At 64.9% G+C, this 17,024-nt stretch carries 14 protein-coding genes; 1 reads left to right on the forward strand and 13 read right to left on the reverse strand.

Annotated features, from left to right (window positions below; genetic code table 11):
* The 4 genes from AC1RUK_RS20010 to AC1RUK_RS20025 form a co-directional block, all read right to left on the reverse strand.
* Positions 1-858, reverse strand: coding sequence for a carbohydrate ABC transporter permease (locus tag AC1RUK_RS20010; RefSeq protein ID WP_120014111.1), 858 nt, complete (start codon positions 856-858; stop codon positions 1-3).
* A gap of 9 nt (positions 859-867) precedes the next feature.
* A complete protein-coding gene (locus AC1RUK_RS20015) occupies positions 868-1,791 on the reverse strand; it encodes a carbohydrate ABC transporter permease (protein ID WP_436171388.1) in 924 nt (307 codons plus the stop codon).
* Between the two features lie 154 nt (positions 1,792-1,945).
* A complete protein-coding gene (locus AC1RUK_RS20020) occupies positions 1,946-3,391 on the reverse strand; it encodes an ABC transporter substrate-binding protein (protein ID WP_481839280.1) in 1,446 nt (481 codons plus the stop codon).
* A gap of 45 nt (positions 3,392-3,436) precedes the next feature.
* Complete coding sequence (locus AC1RUK_RS20025; RefSeq protein WP_436171386.1) at positions 3,437-4,411, reverse strand: sugar-binding transcriptional regulator; 975 nt, start codon at positions 4,409-4,411, stop codon at positions 3,437-3,439.
* 195 nt (positions 4,412-4,606) lie between these two features.
* On the opposite strand from AC1RUK_RS20025, the gene AC1RUK_RS20030 reads away from it, so the two are divergent.
* Positions 4,607-5,332 carry an MgtC/SapB family protein gene (locus AC1RUK_RS20030; RefSeq protein ID WP_481839279.1) on the forward strand — a complete coding sequence of 242 codons (726 nt, stop codon included), beginning with the start codon at positions 4,607-4,609 and terminating at the stop codon, positions 5,330-5,332.
* A 25-nt stretch (positions 5,333-5,357) separates the two neighbouring features.
* Here the strand turns inward: AC1RUK_RS20030 and AC1RUK_RS20035 are convergent, their stop codons facing one another.
* The 9 genes from AC1RUK_RS20035 to AC1RUK_RS20075 all read right to left on the reverse strand — a co-directional run bounded on the left by AC1RUK_RS20035 (position 5,358) and on the right by AC1RUK_RS20075 (position 17,001).
* Complete coding sequence (locus tag AC1RUK_RS20035) at positions 5,358-6,599, reverse strand: VWA domain-containing protein (protein ID WP_481839278.1); 1,242 nt, start codon at positions 6,597-6,599, stop codon at positions 5,358-5,360.
* Complete coding sequence (locus tag AC1RUK_RS20040) at positions 6,592-8,841, reverse strand: DUF5682 family protein (protein WP_481839277.1); 2,250 nt, start codon at positions 8,839-8,841, stop codon at positions 6,592-6,594. Before AC1RUK_RS20040 ends, AC1RUK_RS20035 begins: the two co-directional genes overlap by 8 nt.
* A 5-nt stretch (positions 8,842-8,846) precedes the next feature.
* The gene (locus AC1RUK_RS20045; protein ID WP_436247968.1) at positions 8,847-9,926 is read right to left on the reverse strand and encodes an ATP-binding protein; all 1,080 of its coding nucleotides are present in this window, start codon (positions 9,924-9,926) and stop codon (positions 8,847-8,849) included.
* 19 nt (positions 9,927-9,945) lie between these two features.
* On the reverse strand, positions 9,946-11,388 hold the full coding sequence (locus tag AC1RUK_RS20050; RefSeq protein ID WP_481839276.1) for a DUF5691 domain-containing protein: 1,443 nt from the start codon (positions 11,386-11,388) through the stop codon (positions 9,946-9,948).
* Entirely contained in the window at positions 11,385-12,767 is a 1,383-nt protein-coding gene (locus AC1RUK_RS20055) for an SWIM zinc finger family protein (RefSeq protein ID WP_481839275.1), read from the reverse strand. The genes AC1RUK_RS20050 and AC1RUK_RS20055 overlap by 4 nt, the downstream gene beginning before the upstream one ends.
* A 181-nt stretch (positions 12,768-12,948) precedes the next feature.
* Positions 12,949-14,229: an amylo-alpha-1,6-glucosidase gene (locus AC1RUK_RS20060; RefSeq protein ID WP_481839274.1), complete on the reverse strand. Its 1,281-nt coding sequence runs from the start codon at positions 14,227-14,229 to the stop codon at positions 12,949-12,951.
* Between the two features lie 22 nt (positions 14,230-14,251).
* A complete protein-coding gene (locus tag AC1RUK_RS20065) occupies positions 14,252-15,292 on the reverse strand; it encodes an ABC transporter ATP-binding protein (RefSeq protein WP_481839273.1) in 1,041 nt (346 codons plus the stop codon).
* A gap of 21 nt (positions 15,293-15,313) precedes the next feature.
* Positions 15,314-16,159: a carbohydrate ABC transporter permease gene (locus tag AC1RUK_RS20070; RefSeq protein ID WP_481839272.1), complete on the reverse strand. Its 846-nt coding sequence runs from the start codon at positions 16,157-16,159 to the stop codon at positions 15,314-15,316.
* Positions 16,156-17,001, reverse strand: coding sequence for a carbohydrate ABC transporter permease (locus AC1RUK_RS20075; RefSeq protein ID WP_481839271.1), 846 nt, complete (start codon positions 16,999-17,001; stop codon positions 16,156-16,158). Before AC1RUK_RS20075 ends, AC1RUK_RS20070 begins: the two co-directional genes overlap by 4 nt.
* Positions 17,002-17,024 lie beyond the last annotated feature (23 nt).

Raw genomic sequence — 17,024 nt, forward strand, 5'->3', positions numbered from 1 at the left:
CTATCCTTTCACCGCGCCGAGCGACAGGCCTTCGACGAGATAGCGCTGGGCATAGAGGGCAAGCGCCAGCGTCGGCGTGATCGACAGCACGATCGCGGCCGAGATCTGGCCGTACTGGATGCCCGAGGAGGTGATGAAGGCAAGCGCGCCGACGGTCACCGGCTGCTTGTCGGCCGAAGCCAGCACCAGCGCGAAGACGAAATTGTTCCAGGCGAAGATGAAGGCGAGCAGGCCGGCGGCAGCGATGCCCGGGCCGGCGAGCGGCAGCGCGATCTTGCGGAAGGTGGCGAACCAGGAATGACCGCCGATGCGATAGGCGTATTCGATGTCGGCCGGGATGTCCTCGAAATAGCCGCGCACGATCCACAGGATCAGCGGCAGGCAGATCAACTGGTAGACCCAGATCAGGCCGAAATAGGTGTTGGCGAGCCCGAGCTTCTGAAAATAGAGGGTGAGCGGCAACAGCACCAGCAGCGCCGGCGCGAAGCGGAACGACAATAGCGTGAAGGCGATGTCCTCCGAGCCGCGGAACTTGTGCCGCGCGAAAGCGTAGGCGGCGGGAACGCCGAGCAGCAGCGCGACGGCAACCGAGGTGACCGACAGGAACACGGAGTTCCAGAGGTTGCGCATGAAGGCGATGTCGAGCGTGCCGGATACCGTCGTCAGCTTGCCGGTGATGAGCGCGGTGTAATTGGCCAGCGTCGGCTCGAAGACCAATTGCGGCGGAATGCGCAGGATGGTCTCGTTGGTCTGGAACGACATCATGAAGATCCAGACGATCGGGAACATGAAGAAGATGACGACCAGCGTCAGGGCTATGCCGCGCAGGATACGTTCGAGAAGCGAGGTGTGTTCCATCCCGGCCTCCTATGCCTGCCCGCGGGCGCGTTCGCGCAGCCGCAGCCAGTTCTTGATGAAGATGTTCGACAGGAAATAGGTGATCGCCCACAGGATGATCATCAGCGCCGCCGAGCGGCCGACATTGGTCGACTGGAAGAAGTTGAGATAAGCCTCGACCTGGAAGACGGTCAGCGTGTCGCCGGGTCCCCCTTGAGTCATCGCATAGATGATGTCGAATTGCTGGATGGAATCGAGCAGGCGAAACAGCGTCGCGGTCAGGATGTAGGGCATCAGCATCGGCAGGGTGATGCGGAAGAAGACGAAGCTCCTCGGCACGCCGTCAAGCGCGGCCGCCTCGAAGGGCTGCGTCGGCAGGCTGCGCAGGCCGGCCAGCAACAGGATCATGATGAAGGGCGTGTAGACCCAGATATCGACCAGGACGACGGTCAAAAGCGCCGTCGACGGCGAGGAGGCCCAACGGAAGTCCTGCAGCCCGATGAGGCTGGCGAGATAGCTCAGCACGCCGAAGCCCGGATTGGTCATCAGCTTCCACATCAGCGCGGCCAGCGCCGGCGCCGTCATCAGCGGCATCAAAAGCATGATCGAGATAAAATTGTTCAGCGTCGAGCGCTTCTGCAGCAGCATGGCGATGGCGAGGCCGAGCAGCAGTTCGAGCACGACGGTGATGCCGGCATAGAGCAGCGACACCTGCAGCGTGTTCCAGAACTTCGGGTCGGTGAAGAAGGAGATGTAGTTGTCGCCCCAGTTGAACTGGCGTGCCCAGGGCTGGCTCAGCCGGTAGCGCTGGAACGAATAGACCACCGAGGTCAGGAACGGGATCAGGATGCCGATGCAGACCAGCAGGGCCGGCAGGCTGAGAAGATAGGGCAGCACCCGCTTGCTGATCCTGAAACCGGAGGGTCTGACCCTCTGCACTGTCGCCGCAGTCATCTGCTGCTCCATCATTCCTGTTGCTTCGCCCTGCCGGCCGCCCAGGGAGCCAGGCGGCCGGTCGGGCGAATTGGCGGTGCCATCAGGCACCGCGTCGCAAACCTAGAACTGCGTGGTCGAACTGGCCCGCCGGAACGGGCCAGACGCCGCTCGATTAGCCGAGACCAGCTTCCTTGAGCTGACCATTGATGCTCTCGGCCAGCTTGTCGAGGCCTTCGTCGATCGGCACCTCCTTGGCCACCATCTTCTGCAGCGTCGCCGCCCATTCGGTGGTGAGGTCGAAGAACAGCGGCTGCGCCGTGAACTTGATGCTGGCGCCCGGTGCCGAAGCGTCGAACATCTCGACATAGCCCGGATAGCTCTTGTTCAGCTTCTCGCGGAACACGTCGTCCTTCCAGACCGACTGCCGGACCGGATTGACGAAGTCCATCTTGGTGGCGCCGAACAGCGCATGCTCTGGTCCGGAGGCCCACTGCATGAAGTACCAGGTGGCGTCCTTGTCCTTGGAGAAGTTGGACATCGACAACGACCAGATCCAGATGTTGGGCGTCGGCGCCTTGGCGGCCGGATTGGCCTTGAAGCCGGCGAAGGCGAGCTTGCCGGCCATCTTGTTGTCGCCGCCATTCATGAAGTAGCCGAGGATGTCGGCGTCGAAGATCATCGCCGAGGCGCCGGCGCCGAGATCGGTGCCGACCTGGTACCAGGTGTAGGTCGACCAGTCCTTCGGACCGCTCTCCTGGATCATCTGCACCCACTGCTTGTGGAAGGCCTTGGATTCGGCGGTGTTCATGGCGGCCGACAGTTTGCCGTCGGCCGACACGGTCAGGTCCTTCTGGTCGAAATTGGCGTAGGCCGACAGGAAGCCCGGGTGGATCGTCGCCCAGGAGCGCGAGCCGCGCACGCCGATGCCGTAGACGCCACCACCGACATCCTTGGTGAGCTTGGCCGCCGCGGCAACCAGCTCGTCCATGTTGCCGGGCACCTTGACGCCAGCCTTCTCGAACATGCCATGGTTGTAGGTGATGTTGTTCTGCTCGAAGCCCCACGGAATGCACCACTGCTTGGCGTCTTCGGAACCCAGTTCGCCGCCCGGCTTGCCGTTCCAGGCGCAGGAATTCCTGACGCCGGGCAGGAAGTCATCCCAGGCATAGTTCGGATTGGTCTTGGCCGGATCCTTGATCCATTCGTTGAGGTCGGTGATCCAGCCGGCCGGGCCGTAGGTCCAAGTCATGTAGGCACCGGTCATGAAGGCATCGTATTCCGGCGAGCTTGCCGAAAGTGCTGCCGTGACCTTGTCGAAATAGACGTCTTCCGGGAACACGTCATAGACGACGTTCATGCCGGTTAGCTGCTTGAAGTTCTCGAGGTTGGCGATCATCGCATCGGCATAGGGGTGCTTGTTGAGCAAGAGCTTGATGGTCTTGCCCTTGTGCGCCTGCCAGTCGAAGTCGGCGGCGAGCGCACGGGTCTGTCCGAAGTTGAGCAGCGTGCCGGCCGTTCCGGCGGCAAGGCCAAGTGCGCCGAGACCCCTGATCAGGCCGCGGCGATCGACTTGTCCGCGCATGAACGCGTCGATCAGGTCTTTCTCTTTCTCATACATCTTCTCTTCTCCTCCACAGGGTAGTTTCAACCAAAGAATTGCCGGCTACCCGACCGGCGTCTGTTCTACGAGCGATCGCGCCGTCCGCTCGTCGGTTATCAGGCCCTTCAGATAGCGGCCCTCCAGCACTGACTTGATGGCACGAACCTTCACCTTGCCGCCGGCGACGGCGACAATCCTGCGATTGGCGATGTCTTCGCGGGCCAGCGCCAGCGCCCGGCTGGACACCGTCGTCGCCACCGGCTTCCCGGCCGCGTCGAAGAAATGGCCGAGCAGTTCGCCGACGGCGCCGTTGTCGCGGGTCTCCTCCATCTCGCCCTTCTCGATCATGCCGGTGGCAACGAGCGAAGCTTCGCGCTCGGCGGTGCCGATGCCGGCGATCAAAAGGTCGGCGGACCTCGCGAGATCGAAGACCTCGCTGATGCCCTTCTGGCCAAGCAGCACCGTGCGGTCCTCGGCGGTGTTGGCGAACATCGGCACCGGCATGACATAGGCTTCGGCGCCGGTGCGTTCGGCCAGCCGATGGATGACGTCATGCGGGTTGGCCGAGAATTTTCGCGTCAGGCCGCCGAGCAACGAGACGAAGCGGATCCCGTCGGCCGATATGCGCGGCAAATATTCGACGCAGGCGGCGAGCGTGCGGCCGTGGCCGATACCGATCAGCGTGCCCTCGCCACGCTCGATCTCGCGCTTGAGGAACTGCGCGCCGGCAATGCCCAGCGCCTTGAGCGGCAGGTCTTCGGAATCGAAGTCCGGCACCACCTCGCAATAGTCGAGCCCGTAGCGGCCGGAGAGTTGGTCCTCGAGCGCGACGCATTCGGAGACTTCGCCGTCGATATAGACTTTGACCAGTCCTTCCTGGTTGGCCTTGGTGATCAGGCGATGCGCCTTGAGGCTGGTCAGGCCAAGCCGCTTGGCGACCTCTGACTGGGTCAGGCCGCCGGCATAGTGGAGCCAGGCGGCGCGGGTCGCCATGCTGGTCTCATCGTCGCGCAGCAAGCCGTTGCCGAATCCAACCATTTCCACCCTTTGATATTTTTATCAGTTGCTGCAAAATTTTTCACAAGGCTTTGCCGGAGTCAAGCGCCGCGTGTTCAAATCGCGCAAAGGAGTAGCGTCGGCGAAGGGGAACCATCACTGCCCCAGCGATGTTGAAGGTCGGTGGGGACGCGATGTATGCGAGGCCGCGGCGCCTCAGGCCGCCATGGTGGAACGATGTTCGAGCCGTTTTGCTGCGAGATGCCGCTTCATCCAACCTGGCCCGACCTCGCCGCGCGGCTTCTGCTCACGCTGCTGGCAGGCGTTCTCATTGGCTTGAACAGGGAGTCGCGCGGCCGCACCGCCGGGCTTCGAACGACCATCCTGGTTGGCCTTGCGGCTGCCATCGCCATGATCCAGGCCAACATCCTGCTCGACATAGCGGGCAAGGAAACGGATTCCTTCGGCCGCATGGACGTGCTGCGATTTCCGCTCGGCGTGCTGACCGGCGTCGGCTTCATCGGCGGCGGCGCCATCCTTCGGCGCGGCGAGCTCGTGACCGGCGTCACCACGGCCGCGACGATGTGGATCATGACCATGATCGGACTGGCGTTTGGCGGTGGCCAGTTCGGGCTTGCGGGGATCGCGACGCTGCTGACCTTGGTGACCCTCCAGGCCTTGAGATGGGTCGACCTCCGGATCCCGCGCGATCATCACGCGATCCTGTCGGTGTCCTGGGCGAAGGGGTTGCCGCCCGACCTCCAGGAGATGGTGCGGCCGCTCGGCTACAACGCGCGCTTTGTCGGCATGGAGCATGACGCCGGCCGCGAGCGCTTCGTGTTTTCCTTCAACCTCGAATGGAAACAACCCGATGCGATCGAACCCTCGACGGACGTGCTGGCGGTGGTCGGCCAGCACTGCGAGGTCGAGCGCTTTGATCTGATCGGCGAGAAGACGTCTTGAGCGGTGCCGGGACCGCCGACGAAGCTCAGTCGCCTGGCTTCGGCGCTTCGGTGTCGGAGCGAACGACCTTGATATCGGCCCCCGCCGCCCAGGCACCGATATCCTCCCGCCGCAGTGCCGCCGCCATCATGTCTGGAAACAGGTCCGGCGTGCAGGCGAAAACCGGAACTCCAAGCGCCGCGACTGAACCGGCCATGGCCGGGTCATAGCCTGGGCGGCCCTGATCGGTGAGCGCCAGAAGCACGACGACATTGACGCCGGACCGGACTAGCGATGCCAGCCGGCGCAACAATTCCTGGCCGTTGCCGCCTTCATAGAGGTCGGTGATCAGCACGAAATGGGACTTGGTCGGACGCTCGATGCGCTCGGCGCAATAGGCGACCGCCTGGTTGATGTCGGTACCGCCGCCAAGCTGCACGCCGAACAGCACTTCGACGGGATCGCTGAGATCCTCGGTGAGATCGACAATCGCGGTGTCGAAGCAGACAAGCTTGGTGCGCACGACCGGCAGCGAGGCCATCACCGCCGCGAAGATCGAGGCGTAGATCACCGAGCTTGCCATCGAACCGGACTGGTCGACACACAGCACGACCTCGTCGAGGTCGACCAGCCGGCGCCGCTTGCGCATGAAGCCGACCAGCTTTTCCGGCACGATGGTTTTGTGTTCGGGCTGGTAGTGGCGAAGGTTTGCCGAGATGGTGCGCGGCCAGTCGATATCGCGTTGGCGCGGGCGGTTGGTGCGTCTCGAGCGGTCGAGCGCACCGCGTATCGCTTCAGCGGTCTTCTGTTCGAGCCGTTGCATCAGCTTGGCGACGATGTCGGCGATGATGGTGCGGGCGATGTCCTTGGTCTTGGACGGCATCACCGAGCGAAGCGATATCAGGTCGGCAACCAGATTGACGTCGGCCTCGATCGCCTTGAGGAATTCCGGCTCCATCAGCATCTGCTTCAGGTTCAGCCGTTCGAACGCGTCCTTCTGGACGATCTGCACGACCTGTGCCGGAAAGAAGGAGCGGATGTCGCCCATCCATTGCGCGACGCGCGGCGCCGACCGGCCGAGCCCGCCGCGCCGCTTGCGCGGATCGGCGGCAGCATCGCCGGCGCCATCGCCATAGAGGGCGTCGAGCGCGGCCGAGAGCCGCTTGTCGTCTTCGGAAAGGGCTGGCGATGTTTCGTCGGCGGCGCCGATCGCCAGGCGCCAGCGACGCTCCCTCTCGCCGTCGGGCGTGAGCGCGCCGGGCTCGTTCATTTCGGCCTCGTCATCCATTGCCACCTCCCAAGAGCAATGGTCCAAGCCGTTCCAGGTGCCGGCGCCAGGCATCGCCACCGTCCGGCGCCGGCGTCAGGCCAGCCGGCAGGCGCGCCGCGCGGCCGAGAACCGCTTCGATCAACCGCCGGCGCTCCATGCTGTCCAGATTGGAAAAGACGCGGCGCAGCAGCGGCAGATGCGCGACGAAAGCCTCTTCGTCGAGCGACTTCAGCCACGCATCGACCGCGCCGCGCAGACCCTCGTCATAGATGAGCCGTTGACCGGCGGTGCTGAAGAAGCCCTCGAAGAACCCCGCCGCCTCAGAGACGGGCGTTCCGGGCGACAGGCGGCGCCCGAGCAGTCCGGCGGCAGCTTCGGCGGACAGCTGACCAGCCTCGTAGAGAAGGTGCGCGGCACATCCGGCCAGCAACGCCGTCGATCGCGGCCCGTCCAGCACGGCAGCCAGCCCGTCGCGCCATCCGCTCAGCACATCGTCCCCGGGTTCGACAAGCCTGATCGCTTCATCAGCCTTGCGCATGGCGCCGACCAGTCCCGCGGCAGCCTGCTGATCGAGGTCGCGCACGGCGTAGGGCAGCGCGATCGCCGCTTCGATGATCAGCCGCTCCATAAGGCCGGACAGGCGGCTCGTCTCCGTCTTGCGCGCTTCGCCATAGCGGATGATATCGGCAAGCGGCGGCACCGACGCCAGGATTTCCAGGCATTCGCTGCTGTGCGCCGCGCGTGCCTCCAGCGCCACGAGGCCGGCGCTCGAGGCTTCCGACAGGTCGGCCGTGATCGCCCCCTGCACCAGGGCGGCAAGTGTGTCGAGGGTTGCCGCCGCGCCGATCATCTGGATCAGCCGGCCATTGGCGGCCTTTTCGATGGTCGGGCCGTAGACAAGGTTCTCGACCAGCCGAACGGCATATTCCGGCTCCCAGGCCAGCGTCCAGCGCTCGCGGAAGGTGCCGCGGCTGCGACCGGCGTCCGTCAACTTGCCCCAATGCACACCGAGCACGCTCAAGCGGTGCAGCAATGTCGAACGGAAAAGCCCGCTTTCGCTGCGCAAATCGACCGACAATTCCCGCTCCAGCGCCTCGGGCTTCAGCCGCGCCGCCTTCTGGTTGCGCTGCAGATCCTCGATCAAGGGCGCCAGCGGCGTGTCGGGTGGAATTTCACCGACGTCCGCACCCAGAAGCAGCTCGGCCTCGACCAGCGCCCACAGCAGCGCTTCGCCGTTGAACAAAGCGGCGACCGAAGCGTCGCGCAATTCCTCGAACCCGGGTTTCGGTCGCTCGCGAATGGCGGCGAGCGTACGGGCAAGCCGCTCCGCCTCGATCAGCGAAGCGGTCGAGATCAGATGCCCCTTCTCCCGCAGCACCGCCGCAATCATCGCCAGCCACAGGGTTGCCCCGTCATGCCGGCCGCGCGTGCGCCAAAGGTGCTTGCACCAGCCCGGCGCCACGACGCCCGCGCCATAGCCAAGGCCCGACGCCAGACGCGGCCCCGTCCACGGCGCCCAGGTCATCGTGCTTTTGCGCCGGGCGATGCCCTTGAGCAGCGCCTGATCGGTTTTCTGGACGTGTGCCGCCTGGAGCGCCGGCACGTGCCATGCGCCGCAGACCACCGCTATCGGTCCATCGAATTCCTTTCGCGCCGCCGCGATTTCGAGCCGCATATGCGCTTCGCGCCTGGCTTCGAACCGGGCGATAGACCCTTCACCTTCGCGCAGCGTCGTCATCGCGTCGGCGATGGCCGCGAAAATGGGGCCGGGCTCGGGGTTCTGTTCGACGATATCCGACCACCAGCTTTCGCCATCCTCGTAGCCGGCGGCATGCGCCAGAGTGCCGATCGGATCACGGCGATGCGGGTCCTCGTCATCGCCGGCTTCGCTGGCTTCGGCAGCGTCGATGTTCTCCGCAGCATCGATCGCCTCGGCGGGCAACCGCGCCGACGACGGCAGGTCGATGAAGCGCAACACCGCCTGGTTGCCGACCGCCCAGAGGACCGCCTGATATTCGGGAGAGAATTCGGCGAACGGCCAGAAGCTGGCGGAGGCCGGGTCGTCCTCCGGGTAGCAGAGCAATGCCACCGGCGGCTGCATTTCCGGGCGGGCCAGCAATGGCAACAGCGCCGAGGCGTCGCTCGGCCCTTCGATCAGGACGGCGACCGGCCGCAATTCTTGCAGCGCCTGCACCAGGCTTTCGGCGGAGCCGGGCCCGTGATGGCGTATGCCGAAATAGGCGATGTCGCTGTGCTTCATCGGTGTCAGATCGCCGCGTTCAGCGCCGCATAGTAGCCGGCATAGTCAGGCCGCTTCTTGAGCACCGTTTCCAGATATTCTTCCAGCACGACCTTGTCCTGCACTGGATCCTTGACGATCGCGCCGACAAGGCTGGCGGCTAGGCCTTCGGCGCCGAGCTTGCCGCCGTCGAACCAGGCCGCCTGGCTGAGGCCGCCAACCATGGTGGCGATGGCCTCTGCCGTCGACAGCGAGCCCGACGGTGTCTTCAGCGTCACCTTGCCGTCGGCGGTCGAGCCAGAGCGCAATTCGCGGAAGATGGTCAGCACGCGGGCGATCTCTTCGGCGACATTCTTCGGCACCGGCAGGTCGAGGCCGCCTGCCATCTCGCCGACGCGCTTGGAGACGATCGAGACCTCCTCCGCCATGTCCTCGGGCAGCGGCAGCACCACGACATTGAAGCGCCGCTTGAGCGCCGAGGAGAGCTCGTTGACGCCCTTGTCGCGGTTGTTTGCCGTGGCGATGATGTTGAAGCCGCGCTGGGCATAGATCGAGGTGTTCAGTTCCGGGATCGGCATCATCTTTTCGGACAGCACGGTGATCAGCGTGTCCTGTACATCCGAGCCCATGCGCGTCAGTTCTTCGAGGCGGCACAGCTTGCCGTCCTGCATGGCGCGATAGAGCGGCGTCGGCACCAGCGCTTCCTGGCTAGGGCCTTTCGCCAGCAGCTGGGCATAGTTCCAGCCATAGCGGATCTGGTTCTCGTCGGTCCCGGCCGTGCATTGCACGATCAGCGTCGAGTCGCCCATGATGGCTGCGGCGAGATGTTCCGAGACCCAGGATTTGGCTGTGCCGGGAACGCCGAGCAAAAGCAGCGCACGGTCGGTGGCCAAAGTCGCCACAGCGGTTTCCATCAGCCGACGGCGGCCGACATATTTCGGGGTTATCAAGGTGCCGTCGCTGGCCTTGCCGCCCAGCAGATAGGTCAGGACGGCCTTTGGCGAGAGGCTCCAGCCGGCGGGCTTTTGCTTGTCGTCGCCGCGCGCCAGCGCTTGCAATTCACTGGCATAGGCCTGCTCGACCGGGAGACGGATGGCTGCGTTCATTGTGCTGTTCTCCGGATTGTCATGTGTTGGTTCCAGACGATTGTTCGGCCAACGCGGCGTTGAGGCGCAGGAGAGCGAGTGACGGAGCCGCGGGCGGCATGCCGGCTGCGACGACCTCGTCGATCAACCTCGCCGCCGTGGCGGTGGTGGCGAGGAAGCCGATCGTTTCGAGGATATCGTCGAGGCCGCGGCGCATGACGTCGTCGTTTCCGCCGATGACCGAACGCAACGCCGGAAGCACTTGCCCGTTTGTCAGGTCATCCCATCCCAGCCAGCCGGCGTCGATGCCTTCCGCCAGACTGATCACGCCAAGGTAACTCGTTTCCTTGAGGATCGAGCGGATGAACACGCGCTTTCTGCGGCTGTCCAAGCGCGGTGTCAGGTGCACCACGAACAGCGCCGGTTTGCCGCCATCGGCGACAAGCGTATCCGCCATCTGCGTCACCGCGGCATCGCTGCCTGAGGCGGCGACCATTCGTGCGATCAGGATGTCGGCATTGTTGTCGGCGCCGAACTGCCAGGCGCCGATGAATTCGGGTTCGGTGGCACCGAACCGTGCGGCGAGGTCGACCACGTTGCAGGTTTCGAACAATTCGGCGCGACGCTGTTCCTGCGCCGGGGATTTGAGTTTTACCGGCGTGTAGGTGGTGCGGCGGCGGATGAAGCCGGATTTGCCTTCGCTGATGAAAGCGGCGAGTTCGGCAACGGGATCATCCGTGCTACCGCCGTCGCCCGTACGACCGTGCTCACCCAACCTTGCCAGCAGCCGCCCAGCCAGTTCGCGCACCTTGCCGGAACGGTCGGCGGAAAGGCTCTTCAGGAAAGGCGCATCCTCGAGGGTGAGACCGAAGCGCATGAGTTCGATGAGCGCAAGTCTGACTTCCGCCGATTCACCCGGCGCCTTGGCCTCGATCAGCGTGCGAGCAGCAGTCGGTTCGCTGCGGCGCATGTCGGTCAGCGCAATACGGCGCGCTGCGGGATAGAAGTCGTCCCAGTTTTCCACCGTCAGTTTCTCGCGCGGGGCATGCGCCTGCCCTTCGATGCCGGCCTGCCAGTCGATCCAGGGGGCGTAGACGTCCGGGCTGTTCTGGTCCGAGGGCATCCAGTCCATTGGATGGAGCACGAAGCCGCGGCTGGCGACCAGCGTCACCACACGCACCTTGCGCCTCGCGTCGGCAGCCTGTTTCAGGGCGGCTCGCAAGAGCGGCCGCAGCCGCTCCGGCAGCATGGGCAGGGCAAGCGCCGGCAGCGGCGGACGACGCGTCAAAACCTTCGGTGCCGCAGGCCGCAAGCCGATGTCGAGGGCCTGCGCGGCGATCGCCAGCAGCCGGCGCTCCCGTTCGTCGGGGCCTGCGGTGCCGGCGATCTCCTTCCACGCGGCTGGTGCGAGGTCGAATGTCGGTCCGCCAGTGATCCAGCAGTCGCGCATTGCCGCCAGGCCTGTCTGCTCGAGCTCGTTCACGACAGATCGAGCCTCCCGAACCTGCTCTGCGCCGCCAGAAGGTCAAGCCTGGCGCCATTCCACAGCGCTGCGGCAGCGGCAAGATCGATGCCGAGCAGGGTTTGATCGACAGCACCGGCGATCGGCAAGGCGATCCCATGCGGATCATCGGCTGCCTGCCACCAGGCCGTGCCGCGGTCGTCGAGCAAGATCGCGCCCGGCGGCAGGATGAGAGGACTGTCGGTCAGCCATGGCGCGCCATCCTGCTGGGAAGCGCGCGCCGCGAGCGGGTCTTGCAACGCGCCGAAATCAGGCCACGCCGCCCCGGAAGAGACGTCGCCGATGCGCTCCGCCACCAGCGCGCGGAGCGGTGCGCGCGATGGATAAAACACCAGCCGGGCATTGAAGCGGTCGCCTGGGGCGAAGGCGTTGGATCGGCGCCCGGCCGAAGCCGGAAAATAATCGAGCAGCAGGGCAAATTGCGGCGTGGCGCTCTTCAGGTCGAGCAACCAGGTCGAATGGCTGACGAGACCGTCGCGACGGGTTTCGATCTTCTCGCCGAGAACCTCCCAGTGGCTTTCCACCTGTCGGGCGTCGGGATTGGCCAGAATCTGTTCGCGGGTTTCGGACGTCGATACGAGCCGCTTCAGTTCAGGATCGTCAGGCTCCGATCGCCAGGCCTTTGCCAGCAGCACCAGCTTGCCGAGCTCGCGGATTGCTGCGTCCGGTCTTTCCTCGCTGCGCAGCGCCATCAGCCGCGACGGAATCTCGTCGATGCGCCCGGCAAGCGCGGTTGCCTTCAGATCGACAAGCCGCGCGGCAATGCGGCGGCAGCGCTCGCTGCTGGCGTCGATAAATCCGGACAGTCCAAGCCGCAACTGGTCGGCGATCCATTGGTCGAGTTCCTCGAGCGCCGCCGACACCGCGGACCGTGTATCTTGCGCCCGCTTGCGCTGCGCCGCCTCGCGCCGTTCGACCGCCGCGGCGTCCTCGACGACGGCACCCTCATCCGGCTGCAGAGCCTCGTCGATGCTCTTGGCCGCGCCGGGCACTGGCCCCGCCGGCTGTGGCGTCGTCTTCCGGCGCCGGCCAAGCCAATCATTCACCCATTCCGGCGTCGAGCCAGCAGCCGCAAAACTGGCTGGCGCGGTGGCGGCGATCCACATCAAGGCCAGCGTGTGTTTGCAGGGAAACTTTCGCGATGGGCAGGTGCATTTGTAGCCGTGATCGCCGGTATCGACCACCACGCGATAAGGGTTGGAGCCGGAGCCCTGACATTCGCCCCAGATCAGGGCCTGCTGCTCATTCCTTTCAAGGCGCGGCCAGTTCGATCGCTTGGTCAGCTTGGAGGCGGCGCTGAGCGACGCCTGGTCGGGAGCAAGCGCCTCTATGGTTTTCAAGTCGAATTCCAAGCCGCGCCCCTCGTGACCCCGAACCAAACGTCGTCGCCAGTATAGGTAGCCGTTTGTGAAGAATTATTGTAGCGCGGATGTAGGAAAGTGAGCCTTGCCCAGTTATCGATCTAGCACCCACCGGCAGCCTACGCGAAGGGTCGCGCGACGCGAATAAGAATAAGAGGCGTCAGCCTCTGCCCTTCAAGAACTCGATCACCATCGCCGCAGTCCAAGTGAAACGGCCGCCGCCGAGCGGCTCGCCGGTGAGCGGGTCGTAATATTCGGCAAAGCCGCTCTCGGTGATCAAATCGAGGCTCGACTGCGTGATGCGCCGGGCAACCGCGCCATGGCCGACGGCGGCAAGTCCGTCGGCGATCATGTAGTTGACCACCAGCCAGACCGGGCCGCGCCAGTAGCGCTTGGCGTCGAAGCGCGGATCGTCTGGATCGTGCGAGGGCACGACATGACGCGCCTTGCCGGCGAGGCGCTCGACAGTGGCGGCGAGCGTCGCGGCACGCGCCTGTGGGATGGCCGCGAAGGCCGGCAGGATGCCGCCGACGGAGGCGCTGTCTACCAGCTTGCCGGTGGTGCGGTCGAGGCAGAGATACTGGCCGTGCGCCTCGCTCCACAGCTGCTCCATCGCCGCCAGGCCCTTTTCGACGCGGGCACGGTTGGCGCTGGCGATCGCTTTTTGACCAAGAGCCTCGGCGAGATCGGCAAGGTCGGATGAGGCGCGGATCAAGATGGCGTTGAAGCCGGGATCGACGACCTGGAAGGGCGAGGCATCGTGAAGCCGGGCATTGTCCCATCCAAGCCCGCGAAAATGCTGCACCAACCAGATGTAGCGATCATACTGCTCTTGCGTCGGCCGATGCGCCGGGTCGGCATGCAGGATGTCGCGGCGGGTGTAGGGCTCGACGCCTTCGGTCGGCACGCGCTCGAAGGCATCGTCCCAGTCGATGGAGTTGTCGCGGCCGGACTCCCAGGGGTGGATGATGGCGACCAACCCCTCGCCCCTGGGGTCGCGGCTCTCATAGAACCAACGGTGCCAGGCATCGATCTTGGGAAGCAGCGCGCCGGCCCGTTCGGCCGCCAGTTTCTTGTCTTTGGCGCGGTCGAACAGGCGGCGCACGGCAAAGCCGGCGACGGCCGGCTGGGTGATGCCGGAGGTGGCCGTCGGACGCCCGGTCTGCCAAATTTCGGGTCCGGGGAAATAACCGTCGCTCCAGACGTGGAAGACGATATGCGGCACCATGCCGTCAGGCCACTGGTGCGCGAACAAGGTCTCGATCTCGGTCCAGGCGCGCGCCTCGTCGTAGTGGGCGAGGCCAAGCGCGGTGAGGCAGGAATCCCAATTCCACTGGAACGGATAGAGACCCTTGGTCGGGATGGTGTAGGCGCCGTGGTCGTTCTCCTTCAGCACCTCGACGGCGCGGGCGATGGTTTCGTCGACGGCAAGAGAAGTCATTGAAGCGTTCGTTCTTTCTGGATCAAAGGGCATTGGTGGTTTCGGGATCGAACCAGCGGATGCGGTCGGGTTTGGGCGCGAGGCGCAGATGATCGCCGACCTGGACACTGGCGTTCGATTCCAGGATGGCGCGGAACAGCCCGCCCTCGACATCGCAAGTCACCAGCGTGTGTGGCCCGAGCGGCTCGATGACGCGCACGGTGGCCTGCAGGCCTTCACTGCCGGCGTCGACGTCTTCCGGGCGGATGGCGAATTCGATCTTCTGCCTGTCCGATTTCGGGCCGGGCAGCGTCAGTCCGGCGACGGACCAGCTGCCATTCGCAGCCTTCGTCGCGGGAATGAAATTCATCGGCGGATTGCCGATGAAGGAGCCGACGAAGCGGGCGGCCGGGTTGCGATAGACCTCGACCGGCGAAGCCGCCTGGACGATGCGGCCCTGATGCATGACGGCGATGCGGTCGGCGAGGCTCATCGCCTCGACCTGGTCGTGGGTGACATAGATCGTGGTGGTCTTCGACGCGGCGAGCACGCCCTTGAGTTCGGCGCGCATCTCCAGTCGCAGCAGCGCGTCGAGGTTGGACAGCGGCTCGTCCATCAGGATGACGTCGGGCTCCATGGCGAGCGCGCGGGCGACGGCGACACGCTGGCGCTGGCCGCCTGACAGCTGGCCCGAATAGCGCTTCAGCAGTTGCTCGATGTGCATGAGCTCGGCGGTGCGGTTGACGCGACGCTCGACGTCCTGTTGCGGCAGCTTCTTCATGCGCAGGCCGAAGGCGATGTTCTCGAACACGGTCAGATGCGGGAAGACAGCATAGTTCTGGAACACCATCGCAATGCCGCGCTCGCGCGGCGGCAGGTTGTCGACGCGACGGCCGCCGATCCAGACCTCGCCCTGGCTCGGCATCTCCAGCCCGGCGACGATCCTGAGCAGCGTGGTCTTGCCGCAGCCCGAAGCGCCGAGCAGCACCATGAATTCCTGGTCGGCGATGGTGAGGTCGACCTGATGCAGCGCGGTGAAGCCGCCGAAGCGCTTGGCCACTCCCTTGATGGCGATTTCAGCCATGAACCGTCTCCGTGTCTCGCGTCATCGGTTGGCGATCCCCCACATGGCGAACAGATATTTCCTGACGGCGAAGATGAAGATCAGCGCCGGCACGACCAAAGCCGCGCCGCCGGCGAATTTGAGATACAGCGGCGACTCGCCAAGGCTCTGCAGGAGGAAGGCGGTCAGCGTACGGTTCTCGATGGTGAGCACGGCGGCGGCGAACACCTCGTTCCAGGAGATGGTGAAGGCGAATACCGCCGAAGCGGCGATGCCGGGCAGCGCCAGCGGCAGGATGACCTTGCGAAAGGCCTGCAGCCGTGTGCAGCCGAGCGTCCAGGCCGCTTCCTCGAGTTCGACCGGTATGCCCGAAAACAGCGAGAAGGTGATCAGCACGGCAAAGGGCAGCGCCAGCGTGGTGTGCACCAGCGCCAGGCCGATCGCGGTGTCGTCGAGACCGGTGCGGATGAACATCACCGCCAGCGGCAGGGCCAGCAGCGGCAGCGGGAAGGCGCGCGTCATCAGCACCAGGAAACGGAACGTGCCCTTGCCCGGAAAATCGAAGCGCGACAGTGCATAGCCGGCCGGCGCGCCGAAGCCGATCGACAGGATCATCGTCAGCGTGGCGACGAGGACAGAATTCCACAGCGCCCTGGCGACGCCGGCGAAATTGATGAAGAACGAAAGACTGCCAACATCGAAGGACGGGAAGAAGCGCTTGGGGAAAGCGGTGACCTGTTCCGGCGACGACAGCGCGTTGACGATCAGGAGATAGATCGGCAGCAGCACCCAGGCGCTGAGCAGGATGGCGGTGGCGACGAGCAGCCAGCCGCCGGCCTTGCGCGCATCGGCGGCCGTAACGATCGGCGGTTCGGCAACGGCGCTCATATGCGCGCCTCTTTGGGCACACGCAGCACCCTGAGGAAGAACAGCGTGAAGCCGATCGAGATGGCGAGGATGAGCAGCGCCGAGGCGGCCGCGACGTTGCGATCCTGCAGCGTGAATTGCCAGTTGTAGGTTTCGCCCATCAGCACCGGCAAATTGGTGCCCCCAAGGGCGGCGACCACGGCAAAAACCTCGAAGGCGAGGATGACGCGCAGGATGATCGCCGTCTGCAGGCTGGGGCGAAGCAACGGCAGCGTGATGCGCACGAAGCGCTTCCAAGGGCCGGCGCCAAACACTTCGGCCGCCTCGTAATACTCTTTCGGAATCAAGCCCATGCCGGCGACGAGGATGACCATCATGATGGCGGTGGCGCGCCAGATCTCGGCCAGCGCCACGGCGATGAAGATCGTCAGCTTGCTCTGATAGCCGAGGAACATGATCGGCCGGTCAACGATGCCGAGGCCGGAGAGCAGCGTGTTGAGGAAGCCGGACTGGTCGAAGATGGCAAGCCAGATCAGGCCGGCGGCGAGATCGGAAATGCCGAGCGGAATGGCAAAGATGTAAAGCACGGCACTGCGACCCGTCTGAAGCCGCGACACCACTGAAGCCATCAGCAGCGCCATGACCAGTTGGATCGGCACGACGATCGCCGCAAGCAGCAGCGTATTGCGGACGGTGACCGGGAATTTCCAGCTGCCGGCCATGGTGCGGAAATTGTCGAGGGTGAAGGCGCCGTCGCGGGTCACCGCCTCGAAGGCAACCAGCGCGAACGGGTAGAGGAAGAACACGCACAGGAACAGTGTCGCCGGCATCAGCAGCAGATAGGGCAAAGCCTTGCCGTGCATGGTGGTGTCATTTGCGATGGTGC

This window comes from Mesorhizobium monacense (assembly GCF_056781675.1).

What these genes read in the sequence shown, in the direction of transcription:
- AC1RUK_RS20010 (WP_120014111.1), bottom strand. Translation starts at nt 858, where the DNA reads ATGGAACACACCTCGCTTCTCGAACGTATCCTGCGCGGCATAGCCCTG.
- AC1RUK_RS20015 (WP_436171388.1), bottom strand. Translation starts at nt 1,791, where the DNA reads ATGACTGCGGCGACAGTGCAGAGGGTCAGACCCTCCGGTTTCAGGATC.
- AC1RUK_RS20020 (WP_481839280.1), bottom strand. Translation starts at nt 3,391, where the DNA reads ATGTATGAGAAAGAGAAAGACCTGATCGACGCGTTCATGCGCGGACAA.
- AC1RUK_RS20025 (WP_436171386.1), bottom strand. Translation starts at nt 4,411, where the DNA reads ATGGTTGGATTCGGCAACGGCTTGCTGCGCGACGATGAGACCAGCATG.
- AC1RUK_RS20030 (WP_481839279.1), top strand. Translation starts at nt 4,607, where the DNA reads ATGTTCGAGCCGTTTTGCTGCGAGATGCCGCTTCATCCAACCTGGCCC.
- AC1RUK_RS20035 (WP_481839278.1), bottom strand. Translation starts at nt 6,599, where the DNA reads ATGGATGACGAGGCCGAAATGAACGAGCCCGGCGCGCTCACGCCCGAC.
- AC1RUK_RS20040 (WP_481839277.1), bottom strand. Translation starts at nt 8,841, where the DNA reads ATGAAGCACAGCGACATCGCCTATTTCGGCATACGCCATCACGGGCCC.
- AC1RUK_RS20045 (WP_436247968.1), bottom strand. Translation starts at nt 9,926, where the DNA reads ATGAACGCAGCCATCCGTCTCCCGGTCGAGCAGGCCTATGCCAGTGAA.
- AC1RUK_RS20060 (WP_481839274.1), bottom strand. Translation starts at nt 14,229, where the DNA reads ATGACTTCTCTTGCCGTCGACGAAACCATCGCCCGCGCCGTCGAGGTG.
- AC1RUK_RS20065 (WP_481839273.1), bottom strand. Translation starts at nt 15,292, where the DNA reads ATGGCTGAAATCGCCATCAAGGGAGTGGCCAAGCGCTTCGGCGGCTTC.
- AC1RUK_RS20070 (WP_481839272.1), bottom strand. Translation starts at nt 16,159, where the DNA reads ATGAGCGCCGTTGCCGAACCGCCGATCGTTACGGCCGCCGATGCGCGC.
- AC1RUK_RS20075 (WP_481839271.1), bottom strand. Translation starts at nt 17,001, where the DNA reads ATGCACGGCAAGGCTTTGCCCTATCTGCTGCTGATGCCGGCGACACTG.